Genomic DNA, 16,581 nt, shown 5'->3' with positions numbered 1-16,581 from the left:
CTATCCGTGCCGCAGTATTCCATGAAGGTTTATCACTGATTGAACGTGACCGCGCGGCGGCCTATTTTGCCTCCGAAGAAGACGGCGCACAGGTATTATTGTGTTCAGAAATCGGCTCTGAAGGGCGCAACTTCCAGTTTGCCTGCCAACTGGTGATGTTCGATTTACCGTTTAACCCAGACTTGCTTGAGCAACGTATTGGTCGTCTGGATAGGATCGGCCAAAACCGTGAAATCCAGATAATGGTGCCGTATCTGGAAAATACCGCGCAGGCGGTACTGGTGCGCTGGTATCACGAAGGTTTGGATGCTTTCGAGCACACCTGCCCGACGGGCCGCACTATTTATGACAGCGGCTATCAAGAATTGATTACTTACCTGGCAACACCAAGTGAGCAGGAAGGGCTGGATGAATTTATCCACACCTGCCGCCAACAGCATGAAGGGCTGAAACTGCAATTGGAACAGGGCCGTGACCGCTTGCTGGAGATGCACTCCAACGGCGGTGAACATGGGCAAGAACTGGCACAAATCATTGCGGATCAAGACAATGACGTCAATTTAGTCAGTTTTGCGCTAAACCTGTTCGATATTGTCGGGATCAACCAAGAAGACCGCAGCGACAATTTGATTGTGTTGACCCCATCTGACCATATGTTGGTGCCGGATTTCCCCGGATTACCACAAGATGGTTGCACGGTGACATTTGATCGCGAACAGGCATTATCGCGCGAAGATGCTCAGTTTGTCAGTTGGGAACACCCAATCATCCGCAACGGTTTGGATCTGATCCTCTCCGGCGATACAGGCAGTTGTGCAGTTTCTTTGTTGAAAAACAAAGCATTGCCCGTGGGTACTCTGCTCGCTGAATTGGTCTATGTGGTTGAAGCGCAAGCGCCAAAACACTTGCAATTGACCCGCTTCTTACCGCCAACACCGGTACGGATGCTGATGGATAAGAACGGCACCAATTTGGCCGCACAGGTTGAATTTGAAAGCTTCAATCGCCAGTTGAATGCCGTCAATCGCCATACCTCCAGCAAACTGGTCAACGCGGTTCAGCAAGAAGTTCACGCAATGTTGCAACAAGCAGAAGCGCTAGTTGAAGAACAGGCGCGTTTGTTGATTGAAGCGGCCAAGCAGGAAGCGGACGATAAACTGAGCACCGAACTGGCTCGTTTGGAAGCCCTGAAAGCGGTTAACCCTAATATTCGCGATGATGAAATAGAGACGTTGGAACATAACCGTAAAATGGTGCTGGAAAACCTCAATCAGGCGGGTTGGCGTTTGGATGCTATTCGTCTGGTGGTGGTCACGCACCAGTAATTTATCAGAGTGGTATTCAAGTTACAGGATACCACTCTGACTCATAACTGATGATTATCACGGCTGTCATGCATATAGCATCAGCATCAGCATCAGCATCAATTCTAATCCACCTCTAAGTCTTTCTGACGGCGTCACCTGATAAAACCTTACTTTCCGACTTTCTATCCTCTCATTTCGTTACACCGCGATTGCGGATAATTGGATCACCATCCAATGATAGCAACAGAACGAAATAATTTAGACCCTCGTCTATTTAGACAAATTTAAATTAATAATGCACACTCATTATTAATATCACACTTATTTTCAGAATTATGCTCGATTGACATTTAAAATTAACTTGTTTTTAGTTGTTACTTTCGCTGACTAAATGAATACCCATTTATAATAAGTGGTTTAAATCTGTCACCTGATAATAATAAACAAACCTTAAATGAAATTTCATGTAGGAAAATTCCCACATGAAGTTCTCTTGTGTTCCGATATATAAAGTATGTTACATGTTGTTTAATAGCCCATCAAATTTGTAACTTAAGTTCACTCATGGTGTCACTAATGTATCTCTTGTGATTTACTCCAGAATCGCTGGATACAGTAATAAATTTGCTGTGATAAAAACATAGTATGTGCTTGTTTTATTAGTAAATAGTTAAATTAATCATATTATTTCTTGTGTCTAAAGTGTTAATACCGATGAGCCTTAATATGACTGTTTTATCTATATACCAACAAATATCCACTCACAGACTTCAGTCACAACAACAATTTCACCATTTTTATGGCAGATCTCCCGTACTTGATACATCGGAGCAATGCCGTTTAATTCATAAATACAAATAAGCGTATTTTGTTATTTTTATTCATTATTGACTTATAGAGCATAGATAAGTATGAGTTTGCATCGCGTATCATCACTACATCAAACCAAATCGTTAAATAAAACACGAATTTCGAAATCAGTCATCTGGGCAAATATTGTCATCCAGGCCATATTTCCGTTAAGTATTACATTTACCCCAGCAGTCATGGCGGCAGGAGCCGTCGCCACGGGTGAGACCCAGCGTTCGGCCTCACAGGCTGAACAGTCTACCGCCGATGCAGCAACACGCTTGGCATCAATATTGGCCGATGGTGATTCAGCCAAACAAGCGAGTTCCATTGCACGTGGCACCGCCTCGAGTGCGGGTAATGAAGCATTGCAAAAATGGTTTAATCAGTTTGGTAGTGCGAAAGTACAACTCAATCTGGATGAAAAACTGAGTCTTAAAGGCAGCCAACTCGATGTGTTGCTGCCACTGACCGATAGCCCAGATTTGCTTACCTTTACTCAGTTGGGTGGCCGTTATATTGATGACCGCGTGACAGTAAACTTTGGCTTGGGCCAACGCCATTTCTTTGCCCAGCAAATGCTGGGCTACAACTTATTTGTTGATCATGATGCCAGCTATAGCCATACCCGTATTGGCGTCGGTGCTGAATATGGTCGTGATTTTATTAATCTGGCCGCTAACGGCTACTTTGGTGTTAGTGGTTGGAAAAACTCGCCCGATCTCGATAAGTATGATGAAAAAGTCGCAAACGGCTTTGATATCCGCAGTGAAGCTTATTTGCCCACCTTGCCACAACTGGGTGGCAAGCTGATATATGAACAATATTTTGGTGATGAAGTGGGTTTGTTTGGCGTAGATAATCGTCAGAAAAACCCGCTAGCGGTCACAGTAGGGGTGAATTACACCCCAGTTCCTTTAGTAACTGTAGGTGTCGACCACAAGATGGGCCGCGCCGGAATGAATGACACCCAGTTTAATCTTGGTTTTAACTATGTATTTGGTACGCCTCTGGCACATCAACTCGACTCTGATGCAGTAGCAATTAAACGTAGCCTAATGGGTAGCCGCTATAATCTGGTCGATCGTAATAATCAAATTGTAATGAAATACCGCAAACAGAATTTGGTCACCCTAGAGTTACCAGCACGTGTTAGTGGTGCGGCAAGACAAACAATGCCATTAGTGGCAAATGCCACGGCGCAACAAGGTATTGATCGTATTGAGTGGGAAGCCAGTACCTTGACGCTCGCCGGTGGGAAAATGACCGGCAGCGGCAATAATTGGCAGGTAACATTGCCAAGCTATCTGGCGGGCGGTGAGGGTAATAACACTTATCGTATTAGTGCTATTGCTTACGACACTCAGGGTAATGCTTCTCCGGTTGCTTACAGCGATATCGTGGTAGACAGCTATGGGGTGAATACTACCGCTTCTGGCCTGACCGCTTCACCTGAGTCTATGCCAGCCAATGCCACAGCAAGCAGCGTGATTGAACTTAATATTAAGGACAACAACAACCAGCCGATTACCGGGATTGTCGATGAACTGACATTCTCTCTTGAACTGGTAGAATTACCTGACTCGAAACGCGCCAGAGTTGCACGTGCCGCGCCATTGCCAAGTGTTGAACATTCGATAACGCAAATCAGCGAGTCAGCGCCTGGGGTTTATCAGGCCACACTCACCGCCGGCAGCAAACCACAACTGATTAATATCAGCGCTCAGATTAATGGTGTGCCATTGAGTGATGTGAAAACTAAAGTTGCCATGCTTGCCGATGAGAGTACTGCGACAATTCAAGATAGCAGTCTGCAAATTGTGACTACTGGTAGCATTGCCGATAATACTACGGCGAACCAGGTGAAAGCGGTAGTTGTCGATGCTTATGGCAATAAATTGTCAGGTGTTACAGTCAATTTCACCGTAGATGCTAATGCTAACATTGTTGCGACTACAATCAGTGATAAACAAGGGATTGCAACGGCAACTATCACCAGTTCCAAAGCGAATAGCTACACGGTTAAAGCCGAACTAAACGGTGAAACACAACAGGTTGATGTGAACTTTATCGCGGATGCCGGCAGTGCCACTCTGGATGGCAGTGCTGAACATAAACTGCAATTGGTTACTGACGGTCAACCTGCCGATGGTAGCAGCACCAATATGGTAAAACTGACGGTGGTGGATAAGTTCGGTAACACCGTGCCTAATATCAATGTCGCTTTCAGTACCACGAGCGATGCAACAATCAGTGAATTTACCGCCACCGATGCTCAGGGTGTCGCTACCGCGAAAATACTCAGTACCAAGCCGGGTAACTATACGGTGACGGCAAAACTTAATGGTATGGAGCAACAGGTAGATGTGAAGTTTATCGCTGATGCGGCGACAGCCCTCATTACTGCGGATAACTTTACCGTGGAAGTGAATAATCAAACAGCAGGTAGCGGGACTAACCGGGTGCAAGCCATCGTGCTGGATAAACAGGGAAATCCCGTCCCTAATATGACCGTGACTTTCACAGCGACCAATGGTGTGACGGTAAAAACCGCTTCAATACAAACAGATATTGATGGTAAAGCGGCAACCGACCTGACCATGACTAATGTAGGTGGTACCATCAGTACGGTAACAGCTGCGATGACTAACACTGCGGGTGTCAGCAGTTCTCATGATAAAGAGGTGACGTTCTATCCTGATTTCTCTAAAGCAACACTGAATACCCCGGTGAATGCTTATAGCGGCTTCAATGTGAGTAGCGGTTTCCCAACCACTGGGTTTAAAAACGCCAACTTCCAATTAGCACCCCACGGTAATGTGGCTAATAATAGCAACTATGAGTGGGCCAGCAGTGATACTAACATCAGTGTCAGCAGCTCGGGTTTGGTTAATCTTGACAATGACACGACGGGAACAGTCACAATTACTGCAACCTGGAAACAAGACAAGAGTAAAGTATTCACTTATCAGTTTACGTTAAACGCTTGGGTTGGCGACTATAATTCGACCACAGTGAGTTGGGCGGTAGCCAATAGTGCATGTGCTGCTCAAGGGCTGAGATTGCCAAATGAGAATGAACTGTCAACCGGTGGTACGGCACGTGGTATCGGTACTTTCTTTGGTGAATGGGGGAATCTGAAGAATTATCCTGACTTCCCGTCAGCATCAATTATCTGGACATCAACCAGTGGCAATGATTTCCATCCGGACACCGGGATATCACATGCAGGTGGTAACGGCAGTCTGGCTTATATGTGCGTCAGATAATCACGCCACTGGCCTAACCCACCATTGAGGGTTAGGCTGTCGCTAACAGGCTAAGCAGTTAGCAGACTTATCAGTACCAAGGCCAGCGGCTAATCCCGCTGGCTTTTTTGCAAGTTCACTATGAGCAGAATTCGTAATGGGTTTAAAGTTCGTTTCTGGAATGTATTAGAGTGGGTCAATAAGCTGGAATTGGACAAGAAGGTGATATTTCAAACTTGCTTTAACAGCAAGGGACGGTGAACGGGCGTCATGATAAATGCGAATGGTTCAACCGAGATGAAAAAGCCTCTTCTGAGGCTTTTAATCATTAGACGTCAAAATCATCAGGGAATTCTGACCTAAGCTTTTCCTGCCGCTTTTGGTAACTATCGGGATTTTCCTGATGAGGAAGCTGAACTTTCAAACCACCCCCTATCTGATCGGCGATATAGACAGCGGAGCCTATCCTATCGGCAAAAATTGGATCCATAACGTCAAACTCCTTGGCTGCATACATGCCCATAGTCATTTTATGGATCCGACTTTTATCTTTTTCCTCGCCGGTAATGACGTTATGCAGATAAATCAACTGTTGAACGATGGAGTTATACATGGGTTCAAGCGTCTCACCACCAATAACGTTATACTTAATGTGATGATGGCGTTTCTGAGCCAGACGTAATGCCCTGTCCACGTAATCTAAAGCGGTATCGTTGGTCATTTTTTCGGACTCCATCCGTCTTTATTGGTACTGAACCATTGTATGCCACCGCCTTCAGTCTGGAAAGGCACTTTAGGGACTGACCAGGTATCCAGTGCTGGATTAGCGGTACTGCGCAACATCTGCATCGGCTGCTGTGATTGATAGGTCGTCGTCACTTTAGGTACCTTGATATCGGTGCCGCGCAAATTCCCTTCCGGGTTGATGCCGAGTTTGGTGGGTGGAATATTTTTATTTAATGAATACCAATTGCCTTGCCAATTACCCGGAGCCTGATTCTGGTAAGCCAACTTACCCTTGTTAATGGATTCGATCGATACCGTCTCGTTAAGATTAATTCCTTTTTCTAGGTATGCGATTTGTTCTTTAGGAATACCCTCTTTATGCATGAAATCTCTTACAATCTGCCTATTACCTCGAATATTGATATCGTGATTGATATCACCACTTCGACCAAATTTGTCATTAAGGTAAGCATGTCTGTCTGAAACGGTACTGGACTTCTTCATGGTGGAACGTTTGGATAACGTTGCTATCTGCCGGACAGTATTTAATCTTCCAAGACGAAGACCCGCTGCGATTGAAGCGCTTGCAATGAGTAAGCCTTTAGACTCATCATTCATGACCTGCTCAAATCCTTTATTCGCATCACCGCCTAAATCTTTAGCTGTTTTCGCAAAGCCTTCAATATTTCCGTTGTAAATTCCGCCAAGAGCCAGCAGACGACCCGCAGCCTTGCTGTTGATCGTACGGAAGGCTTGTGGTTCTGGTAAATCCGGCGCAGAAGCACGTACCAAACGCTGAACTTGTGTTGGTCGTGGTTTGCCTCCCGAGTGCCGATAATCCCTTCGACTCACCGACTTACTGTATTCAGTAGTAATTCTTTTCGCACCATCAAAACGAAAAGCAAGCGGATCGGTGCAAATCAGCACACCCTCTTCATTGATGTGAAAGAGCTTTGCAGGGCCATGTATATCACTCAACATGACTACTTCACCAGAAAACACCATTTTTTCCAGTTTCTCTTTTTCACGCGACCCGCGAGAGGAAGCCTGGGTATGGTAAGTCCGGCTTTCACGCATGTTAATGATATAGCGACTGGTGTGGTGACCATCATCAAATTCATACTCACGGCAAATCCGTGACCAGCCTGCATATGCACTGACTATACGTTCATAATCTTCAGGTGGAAGATTATCTCTTGATAGGTTGTACAGATAGATACCCGGTAGACTGAGGCTCATTTCAATATCTTCCGAAATGAGTCATGATACCAAGCGTGGATGGGTAGATATTTAGGGGGCCAGTGCCGGTGGTTATATTATCGTGAATATTCATTGTTCCCTCAGTATTAACATTCCATTTAATTATGGTTAATATTAACACATTCAGAACATCGAGAAAATAATCAGGTATCGCCACAGGCAATGATAAAGCTACATTTTGACCTACGGTAAAGTGTAGGGTTTGATGGTTTTTAGTGGGATTTAATGAGACGACAGATTAAAATTAAAAACATTTAAAATCAAACAATTAATCCAATAAACCTGATAAGCAGCAGTTGGAAAAAAGTATATATGATAGTTTTGTATCAGGATCAGCACATCATGGTGGTCAATAAAGCCAGTGGTTTGCTGTCCGTTCCGGGCCGCGCGCCAGAGAATAAAGATAGCGTGATGACCCGTATTCAGGCCGATTTCCCGACGGCTGAATCTGTTCACCGGCTAGATATGGCGACCAGCGGCGTCATTGTGGTCGCGTTGACCAAAGCGGCAGAGCGTGAGTTAAAGCGGCAATTTCGTGAACGCGAGCCGAAAAAGTCTTATATTGCACGGGTTTGGGGCCATCTGGCACAAGATGAAGGGTTGATTGATCTGCCGTTAATTTGTGACTGGCCGAATCGGCCAAAGCAGAAAGTGTGTTATGAAACCGGTAAACCCTCGCAAACACTGTATCAGGTGCTATCCCGGGATGCTGACGGCAGCACGCGAGTCAAGTTATCCCCCATCACCGGGCGCTCACATCAGTTGCGGGTTCATATGCTGGCGATAGGCCATCCCATCCTGGGTGATGGCTTCTACGCCCCTCCGGAGGCTAAAGCAATGGCATCGCGGTTACAGTTACATGCGCAGGAATTATGTATTACCCACCCAGAATTTGGGACGGTAATGCATTTTAAATGTGAACCCGAATTTTGATTTCTCAGTAGAAGGTAGCTTCAAAATCAAACCAGATCGGAACAGAGGTTCCGATCTGGTTTTAGCACTGCGGACACAACAACGCTTACTTGAATCCCTTCTCGCGCTTGATCAAGTCATACGCGGCCTGGATCTCTTGGGCTTTTTGCTTGGCCATCTCCATCATTTCAGGCGGCAACCCCTTCGCCACCAGCTTATCTGGATGATGTTCCCCCATGAGTTTACGATAAGCACGCTTGATGGTGACACTATCATCAGTGCTGCTGACGCCCAGTACTTTGCAAGCATCCTCTAAGGTCGGGCCATGTGGTGCTCGCTGGTAGCCCCCTTGAGAGTATCCTCCCTGCTGGCCCTGCCAATCACCACCACCGCCGAACTGACGCCCGCCTTCAATCATACTCAGGAACTGATCAAACTGACCACGGGAGATCCCGAGTTCTTCAGCAATGACATACAACACTTGCCGTTCGTTGGGATGCAAAGAACCGTCTGCAAATGCGGCCTGTAACTGAATTTCCAGAAACATCCGAATTAAATCAAAACGACCAAAGCAAACTCCGCGTAATTCCTGCAACCGCTCACGTAACGGGAACCCACTCTCTTTCCCCTCACGAAATGCTTGCTGTGCCGCTGTTCTAGCCTCGCCATGCAATTGCATTCTATCCATCAATTGGCTGGCAAGTTGAATATCAACCTCCGTTACCCGACCTTTAGCCTTGGTTAAATGCCCCATGACCTGAAAAGTGGTGCGGAAAAAAATTAATTGTCGTGTTTGTTGATCGGCAAAATAGCCGCGGCGCTTTGTGCTACGCGCCTTGTCGACCATATGGCCAACAAGCAACCCCAAGATTGCACCCCAGCCGCCACCGGACAGAAAGCCCAGTATTAGACCGAGCAGTTTTCCCCAATACTGCATATACTCCTCAATTCATCATGCCGTCAGTCAAAATTTGCATTATCATACTCGGCATTCAGCTCAGCGCCTAACAGCGAGACGTGTAAACGGCCGGATTTAACACTAGCGCAACTGTGATGAGTAATATAGTCTCAGACCGTTTGCCGGCATGATGCCCCCCGATGACGGAACACCAAAACCGCGTATGAAAAAAAGATTCCCAACACTGCTGGCCACATTGATATGGACGGCACTATATAGCCAGCACACTCTGGCTGACCTTTCCGAGCAATGCATGCTTGGCGTACCTACCTATGACCAACCTTTGGTTACAGGCGATCCAAATCAGCTACCGGTTCGTATTAATGCGGATAAAACCGAAGCCAATTACCCGGACAATGCCCTATTTACAGGCAATGTTATTGTCCAACAAGGTAATAGCACGTTAACGGCCAATCAGGTGGAGCTGACGCAGGTACAAAAACCCGGCGAAGCTATCCCGGTTCGTACCGTAACAGCCACTGGCGACGTTAATTACGACGATCCGCAAATCAAGTTGAAAGGCCCGAAAGGCTGGTCAAACTTGAATACCAAAGACACTGATATGGATAAAGGCAAATATCAGATGGTCGGTCGTCAAGGCCGTGGTGATGCGGATTTAATGAAATTACGGGGTCAAAACCGCTATACCATTTTAGAAAATGGGACATTCACCTCCTGCTTGCCGGGTGATAATAGCTGGAGTGTTGTCGGTTCAGAGGTTATTCACGATCGTGAAGAACAGGTTGCAGAGATCTGGAACGCCCGCTTTAAAATCGGCAAAGTACCGGTGTTTTATAGTCCGTATATGCAATTACCGGTCGGTGATAAACGCCGCTCAGGTTTCCTGATCCCTAATGCGAAGTACACCAGTAATAACGGCTTGGAATTTATGCTGCCGTATTACTGGAACATTGCGCCAAACTTCGATGCCACCATTACCCCCCATTACATGGAGCGGCGTGGTTTGCAGTGGCAAAATGAGTTCCGTTATTTGTTGGCTCCCGGCTACGGTACCATGGCATTGGACTGGCTGCCGAGTGACCGCTTATATCACGGTGCTGATGGTACCGAAAAAGACCCCACTCGCTGGTTGTACTACTGGGGCCACTCTGGTGTGATGGATAAAGTTTGGCGTTTTAATGTCAACTACACCCGTGTCAGTGACCCCGATTACTTTACCGACTTAACATCAAAATACGGTTCGACCACTGACGGCTACGCCACACAAATTTTCAGTGTCGGTTATGCTGACCAAAACTGGGATGCCACTCTGGCGTCCAAACAGTTCCAGGTATTTACCACCGGCGGTAACAATAATGCTTACCGCGCCCAGCCACAGCTGGACATGAATTACTATAAAAATGATATTGGCCCGTTTGATCTGCATGTCTATGGTCAGGCCGCCAAGTTCACCAGTGTTAATCCGGAAAATCCGAAAGCTGATCGTTTCCATATCGAACCGTCAATTAACCTACCGCTAGCCAACGGCTGGGGGAGTTTAAATACTGAGGCTAAATTACTGGCAACGCATTATCAACAAGACATTCCCAACGGCTTCGCCAGCAATTACAAAAACCAAAATGGTCAGGATGCGACGGTTCCAGGCCTAAAAGATTCGGTTAACCGCGTGATGCCGCAATTTAAAGTTGATGGCAAAGTGGTATTTGATCGGCCAATGGATTGGGCCAAAGACTTCACCCAAACATTGGAACCGCGCGTACAGTATCTCTACGTTCCTTACCGGGATCAGGATGATATCTATATTTACGATACTACGCTGATGCAATCAGACTACTCTGGCCTGTTCCGTGACCGCACATACAGCGGCCTGGATCGTATCGCTTCAGCAAATCAAGTGTCGACCGGTTTAACTTCTCGCATTTATGATGATGAGCTGGTTGAACGTTTTAACGTCTCAGTGGGTCAAATCTATTACTTCAGCCGTTCGCGGACGGGTAATAGCGAAAGCATTGATAACAGTGATGATACTGGTAGCTTGGTTTGGGCAGGGGATACATTCTGGCGCATTAGCGATCAACTGGGCCTGAAAGGCGGAGCACAGTATGATACCCGGTTGGGGAGTTTGACCCTCGGCAATGCGGTAATGGAGTATAGGAAAGACGCCGAGCGTATGATTCAATTGAATTATCGCTATGCCAGCCCTGAATATATTCAAGCGGCAGTACCAAACGTGAAAAGCCCGGGTTACCAACAGGGTATTTCTCAGATTGGTACCACCGCCAGCTGGCCGATTGCTGACCGCTGGGCATTGGTTGGGGCTTATTACTACGATACCAAAGCCAATCAGCCTGCCAGTCAATTGGTTGGCGTACAATACAATACTTGTTGTTGGGCAATTAACTTAGGTTATGAACGGAAAATCACTGGTTGGAACAACCAAAATGAAACCAGTAAGTATGACAACAAATTCAGCTTTAACATCGAATTACGTGGTCTGAGCAGCGACCATAATCTTGGGACGGCGCAAATGCTTGGCTCAGGTATACTGCCTTATCAAAGTGCATTCTGATACTGTGTAACACACTGAATACAGTGAATTTTAACCCGCAAAAGCGGATTACATAAATGGAAAAGGTATGAAGAACTGGAGAACGCTTATTCTCGGATTGGTTGTCTGTGCCAATACCGCGTTCGCAGCACCACAAGAAGTTGATAAAGTTGCCGCTGTGGTTGATAACGGCGTTGTTCTGCAAAGTGATGTCGACGGTCTGTTACAATCAGTGAAACTGAATGCACAGCAAGCTGGGCAACAAGTTCCGGATGATGCGACATTACGTCATCAAATTCTTGAGCGCCTGATCATGGATAATATCCAATTGCAGATGGCCAAGAAGATGGGCATTACCATCAGTGACCAAGCGCTGGACAAAGCTATCGCTGACATTGCCGCGCAAAACCGTATGACGCCCGCGCAGATGCGTAGCCGTTTAGCCGCCGATGGTCTGAATTACGATACCTACCGTGAGCAAATCCGCAAAGAGATGCTGACGTCAGAAGTGCGTAACAACGAAGTGCGCCGCCGTATTACTATTCTGCCGCAAGAAGTTGAGTCGTTAGCCAAACAAATTGGCAACCAGCCCAGCGGTGATGCCGAACTCAATCTGAGCCACATCCTGATCCCACTGCCAGAAAATCCATCTCAACAACAAGTTGATCAGGCTGAAGATCTGGCCAATAAATTAGTATCCGACATTAAAGGCGGGGCTGATTTTGGTAAATTGGCTATCGCAAACTCGGCTGACTCTCAGGCGCTGAAAGGCGGCCAGATGGGTTGGGGTAAATTGCAGGAATTGCCTTCTCTGTTTGCTGAAAGACTACAATCGGCGAACAAAGGTGATGTTGTTGGTCCAATCCGTTCCGGTGTTGGCTTCCACATTCTGAAAGTGAATGATATTCGTGGCGCTGATAAAACTATTTCAGTTACCGAAGTTCACGCGCGTCACATCTTGCTGAAACCCTCACCGGTAATGACCGATGATCAGGCCCGAGCCAAGTTAATGGCTGCGGCTGCAGATATTAAGAGCGGCAAAGCCAACTTTGCTACAATAGCTAAAGAGATCTCTCAGGATCCTGGTTCTGCCATGCAGGGTGGTGATTTAGGTTGGGCTGCGCCAGATATTTATGATCCTGCATTCCGGGATGCGCTGATGAAATTGCAAAAAGGCGAAATTAGCGCACCTGTTCATTCCTCTTTCGGCTGGCATTTAATTCAGGTTGTTGATACCCGTCAGGTCGACAAAACTGATGCAGCACAGAAAGATCGGGCGTACCGTATGCTCTTTAGCCGTAAGTTTGCAGAAGAAGCTCAAACTTGGATGCAAGAACAGCGCGCTGCAGCTTATGTGAAAATTCTTGATGGTAGTGATGCAAAACCACAATAATCGTATTGTTATTACCCCCGGCGAGCCTGCCGGGGTTGGGCCGGATTTGGTCGTCGCCCTGGCACAGCAGGATTGGCCTGTTGAGTTAGTGGTGTGTGCTGATCCGGCCTTGCTGCTTGCTCGCGCTAACCAACTTAACCTGCCACTACAGCTACGTGAATACCAGCAAGATAAGCCAGCATTGGCACAACGAGCTGGCACTCTGACTATTTTGCCTGTGAAGATAGCGGCTGAAGTGATACCAGGCCAGCTTGATGTCAAAAACAGCCACTATGTAGTGGAGACACTCGCTAAAGCCTGTGATGGCGCAATCAGTGGCGAATTTGCCGCATTAGTCACCGGCCCGGTACAAAAAAGTATTATCAATGATGCAGGTATCTCTTTTATCGGGCATACCGAATTCTTCGCCGACCGCAGCCACTGCTCACGGGTGGTGATGATGTTGGCAACAGAAGAGCTGCGGGTCGCGCTGGCGACCACTCACTTGCCTTTACTGGCAGTACCTGGGGCAATAACACCAGCCAGCCTGCATGAAGTGATCTCCATTCTTGATAATGACCTGAAAACCAAATTTGGTATTCACCAACCACAGATTTACGTGTGTGGACTTAATCCTCATGCGGGCGAAGGGGGTCATATGGGCCATGAAGAGATCGATACGATAATTCCCGCGCTAGATGCATTGCGTCTGCAAGGGATAAACCTTATCGGTCCACTCCCCGCAGACACACTATTTCAGCCCAAATATCTGCAACATGCAGATGCCGTTCTGGCCATGTATCATGATCAAGGGCTACCCGTACTGAAATATCAAGGATTTGGTCGGGCGGTCAATATTACGCTCGGGCTGCCTTTTATCCGCACATCTGTGGATCACGGTACCGCTTTAGAACTCGCCGCAACCGGTTCTGCCGATGTTGGCAGTTTCATTACGGCATTAAACTTAGCCATTAAAATGATAAATAACAGCAATGAATAATAGAGTCCACCAAGGGCATTTTGCCCGCAAACGCTTTGGACAAAACTTTTTAAACGATCAGTTTGTCATCGACAGTATTGTCTCCGCTATCCATCCGGTTCCAGGTGAGGCGGTTGTGGAGATTGGCCCCGGTTTAGGCGCATTAACTGAACCTGTAGCTGCTCGTATGGATCACATGACTGTTATTGAGTTGGACCGCGACTTAGCGGCTCGCCTAGCCAGTCATCCTCAGCTGAAAGACAAGCTCACTATCCATCAAGAAGATGCGATGAAAATCAATTTTTCTGAATTAGCAGAGCATGCAGGGCAGCCATTACGGGTATTTGGTAACTTACCCTACAATATCTCGACCCCGCTGATGTTCCATCTTTTCAGCTATACTTCTGCTATTCGTGACATGCATTTCATGTTGCAAAAAGAGGTAGTTAATCGCTTGGTTGCCGGGCCTAACAGTAAAGCTTATGGTCGTTTGACCGTCATGGCGCAATATTACTGCAACGTCATCCCTGTGTTGGAAGTGCCGCCAACTGCCTTTACTCCAGCCCCAAAAGTGGATTCAGCTGTAGTGCGTCTAATACCGCATGTGAACACACCTAATCCGGTCGGTGATGTGCGTATGCTTAGCCGCATTACGACACAAGCGTTCAACCAACGCCGAAAAACCGTGCGTAACAGCTTGGGTGATCTATTCACTCCAGAGCAGTTAATCGAATTAGGTATTGACCCGATACTGCGGGCAGAAAATATTTCGGTAGCGCAATATTGTAAGCTGGCTAACTGGCTTTCAGCTCAATCAACACCGCAAGAATAAGCAGGAGCACATTATGATTGAACAGCCCCGCGTTTGTGTACAGGTGCAAAGTATCTATGTGGAAACTCAGTCGATACCAGACGAGGAACGTTTCGTCTTTGCCTATACCGTGACGATTCGTAATCTGGGCCGTTCAAATGTGCAACTTATGGGCCGCTATTGGTTAATTACTAATAGTAATGGCCGGCAGACAGAAGTTCAGGGCGAAGGAGTTATCGGTGAACAGCCGCTGATTCTGCCAGGTAACGAGTTCCAATACACCAGCGGGGCTGTGCTAGAAACGCCGCTGGGTACCATGGAGGGGCATTATGAGATGGTTGATCACCTTGGTCAGGCGTTCCGTACTGTGATTCCGGTGTTCCGTTTAGCGATCCCCGCACTTATCCATTAACGCTGACCTCAACTATGTCTACTTATCTTATTGGCGATGTTCATGGCTGCCTTGACGAGTTGCTTGCGCTATTAGCGCAAGTAGACTTTGACTCGCAGCAAGATACCTTGTGGTTGACCGGCGATTTAGTAGCCCGCGGCCCCGCGTCACTGGATGTACTACGCTACGTCCGCTCATTAGGGCCCGCCGTTCGTATGGTTCTGGGTAACCATGATCTGCATTTGCTGGCTGTTTACGCTGGTATTAGCCGTAACAAACCTAAAGACCGTATCACACCACTACTAGAAGCCCCTGATGCTGACGAACTAATTAATTGGTTACGTCGCCAACCAGTTTTGCAGGTTGATGATGACCTAAAATTAATTATGGCTCACGCCGGTATCACCCCTCAGTGGGATATCGAAACCGCCCAGATGTGTGCCCGTGAAGTAGAATCTGTCTTGAGCAGTGACAGCTATCCACTCTTTCTGGACGCAATGTACGGTGATATGCCCAATAACTGGTCACCCGAGTTGACAGGGTTAGCACGCTTGCGTTTTAGTACTAATGCATTGACCCGCATGCGTTTTTGCTTCCCAAATGGGCAACTGGATATGATCTGTAAAGACACACCAGACAATGCCCCAGCCCCGCTTAAACCTTGGTTTGAGTTACCGCGACGGGTCAGCCCTGAATATTCGATTATTTTTGGTCACTGGGCATCACTGGAAGGGAAAGGTGTGCCAGAAGGAATTTATGGGCTGGATACTGGCTGTTGCTGGGGGGGCGAACTAACCCTGCTTCGTTGGGAAGATAAACGTTACTTCACACAACCTGCTTTCAAAGTGGAAGCTGAAATAACCCATGCTGACGAAATAGCCGCCGCAGCAAAAGATCCCTCTAGTTACTTGTAAGATATCAATAATTAGAAACTGACAATTAGAAAAACCTACTAACAAAGTGGATAAGCGGGGAAATGTACCGAATGGGTCGTAACGGCGTGAGCCGTCGGAGTGCCCATCGGTGCAGTCACCCCGCCAGTCTCAGTGCGACAAAATAGGTTTGTCATCAACCTCGCTTTTTTCTAACTTAAGATTGCAAGTGCAATTAGCGGCGCTCAAGGATCTCGAAGCAATAGCTGTGTGAATTAGCCTCGTCTGCATCATGGAACTCACTAAAGGTGCTTTCCCACTCATCTGGCTCATAATCTGGGAAATGGGTATCGCCCCCAACTTCAGCATCAATGTGAGTAAGATACA

The 16,581-nt window shown here is 47.0% G+C and carries 13 protein-coding genes; 9 read left to right on the top strand and 4 right to left on the bottom strand.

Annotated features, from left to right (window positions below; all coding sequences use genetic code 11):
* Positions 1–1,325 (top strand): RNA polymerase-associated protein RapA (gene rapA, locus ACNSO8_RS10845; RefSeq protein ID WP_418394625.1); only part of this gene is annotated, 1,325 nt, incomplete at its 5' end.
* 893 nt (positions 1,326–2,218) lie between these two features.
* Positions 2,219–5,425: an inverse autotransporter beta domain-containing protein gene (locus ACNSO8_RS10840; RefSeq protein WP_418394624.1), complete on the top strand. Its 3,207-nt coding sequence runs from the start codon at positions 2,219–2,221 to the stop codon at positions 5,423–5,425.
* 307 nt (positions 5,426–5,732) lie between these two features.
* On the opposite strand, the gene ACNSO8_RS10835 is transcribed toward ACNSO8_RS10840, so the two are convergent.
* Both ACNSO8_RS10835 and ACNSO8_RS10830 read right to left on the bottom strand, forming a co-directional pair.
* Positions 5,733–6,125 carry an immunity protein Tsi6 family protein gene (locus ACNSO8_RS10835; protein ID WP_418394623.1) on the bottom strand — a complete coding sequence of 131 codons (393 nt, stop codon included), beginning with the start codon at positions 6,123–6,125 and terminating at the stop codon, positions 5,733–5,735.
* On the bottom strand, positions 6,122–7,369 hold the full coding sequence (locus tag ACNSO8_RS10830; protein WP_418394622.1) for a polymorphic toxin type 46 domain-containing protein: 1,248 nt from the start codon (positions 7,367–7,369) through the stop codon (positions 6,122–6,124). Before ACNSO8_RS10830 ends, ACNSO8_RS10835 begins: the two co-directional genes overlap by 4 nt.
* Before the next feature lie 333 nt (positions 7,370–7,702).
* On the opposite strand from ACNSO8_RS10830, the gene rluA reads away from it, so the two are divergent.
* Positions 7,703–8,323 (top strand): bifunctional tRNA pseudouridine(32) synthase/23S rRNA pseudouridine(746) synthase RluA, encoded by a 621-nt coding sequence (gene rluA / locus ACNSO8_RS10825; protein ID WP_418394621.1) that lies wholly within the window; start codon positions 7,703–7,705, stop codon positions 8,321–8,323.
* Positions 8,324–8,408: 85 nt separating this feature from the next.
* On the opposite strand, the gene djlA is transcribed toward rluA, so the two are convergent.
* Entirely contained in the window at positions 8,409–9,239 is an 831-nt protein-coding gene (gene djlA, locus ACNSO8_RS10820) for a co-chaperone DjlA (RefSeq protein WP_418394620.1), read from the bottom strand.
* A 184-nt stretch (positions 9,240–9,423) separates the two neighbouring features.
* On the opposite strand from djlA, the gene lptD reads away from it, so the two are divergent.
* From lptD to apaH, 6 genes are all read left to right on the top strand, one after another.
* On the top strand, positions 9,424–11,790 hold the full coding sequence (lptD, locus tag ACNSO8_RS10815; RefSeq protein ID WP_418394619.1) for an LPS assembly protein LptD: 2,367 nt from the start codon (positions 9,424–9,426) through the stop codon (positions 11,788–11,790).
* 67 nt (positions 11,791–11,857) lie between these two features.
* Positions 11,858–13,162: a peptidylprolyl isomerase SurA gene (gene surA, locus ACNSO8_RS10810; protein WP_418394618.1), complete on the top strand. Its 1,305-nt coding sequence runs from the start codon at positions 11,858–11,860 to the stop codon at positions 13,160–13,162.
* Positions 13,146–14,141, top strand: a complete 996-nt coding sequence (pdxA, locus tag ACNSO8_RS10805; RefSeq protein ID WP_418394617.1) for a 4-hydroxythreonine-4-phosphate dehydrogenase PdxA — start codon at positions 13,146–13,148, stop codon at positions 14,139–14,141. Before surA ends, pdxA begins: the two co-directional genes overlap by 17 nt.
* A complete protein-coding gene (gene rsmA / locus ACNSO8_RS10800; protein WP_418394616.1) occupies positions 14,134–14,952 on the top strand; it encodes a 16S rRNA (adenine(1518)-N(6)/adenine(1519)-N(6))-dimethyltransferase RsmA in 819 nt (272 codons plus the stop codon). Before pdxA ends, rsmA begins: the two co-directional genes overlap by 8 nt.
* A gap of 13 nt (positions 14,953–14,965) precedes the next feature.
* Positions 14,966–15,343 carry a Co2+/Mg2+ efflux protein ApaG gene (gene apaG, locus ACNSO8_RS10795; RefSeq protein WP_418394615.1) on the top strand — a complete coding sequence of 126 codons (378 nt, stop codon included), beginning with the start codon at positions 14,966–14,968 and terminating at the stop codon, positions 15,341–15,343.
* Between the two features lie 14 nt (positions 15,344–15,357).
* Entirely contained in the window at positions 15,358–16,236 is an 879-nt protein-coding gene (apaH, locus tag ACNSO8_RS10790; RefSeq protein ID WP_418394614.1) for a bis(5'-nucleosyl)-tetraphosphatase (symmetrical) ApaH, read from the top strand.
* A 193-nt stretch (positions 16,237–16,429) separates the two neighbouring features.
* Here apaH and ACNSO8_RS10785 read toward each other — a convergent pair.
* A partial coding sequence (locus ACNSO8_RS10785; RefSeq protein ID WP_418394473.1) for a dihydrofolate reductase occupies positions 16,430–16,581 on the bottom strand: 152 nt, incomplete at its 5' end.

The organism is Yersinia sp. LJYL362 (genome assembly GCF_048323875.1).
This window is presented reverse-complemented; position numbering and strand designations above follow the sequence as displayed.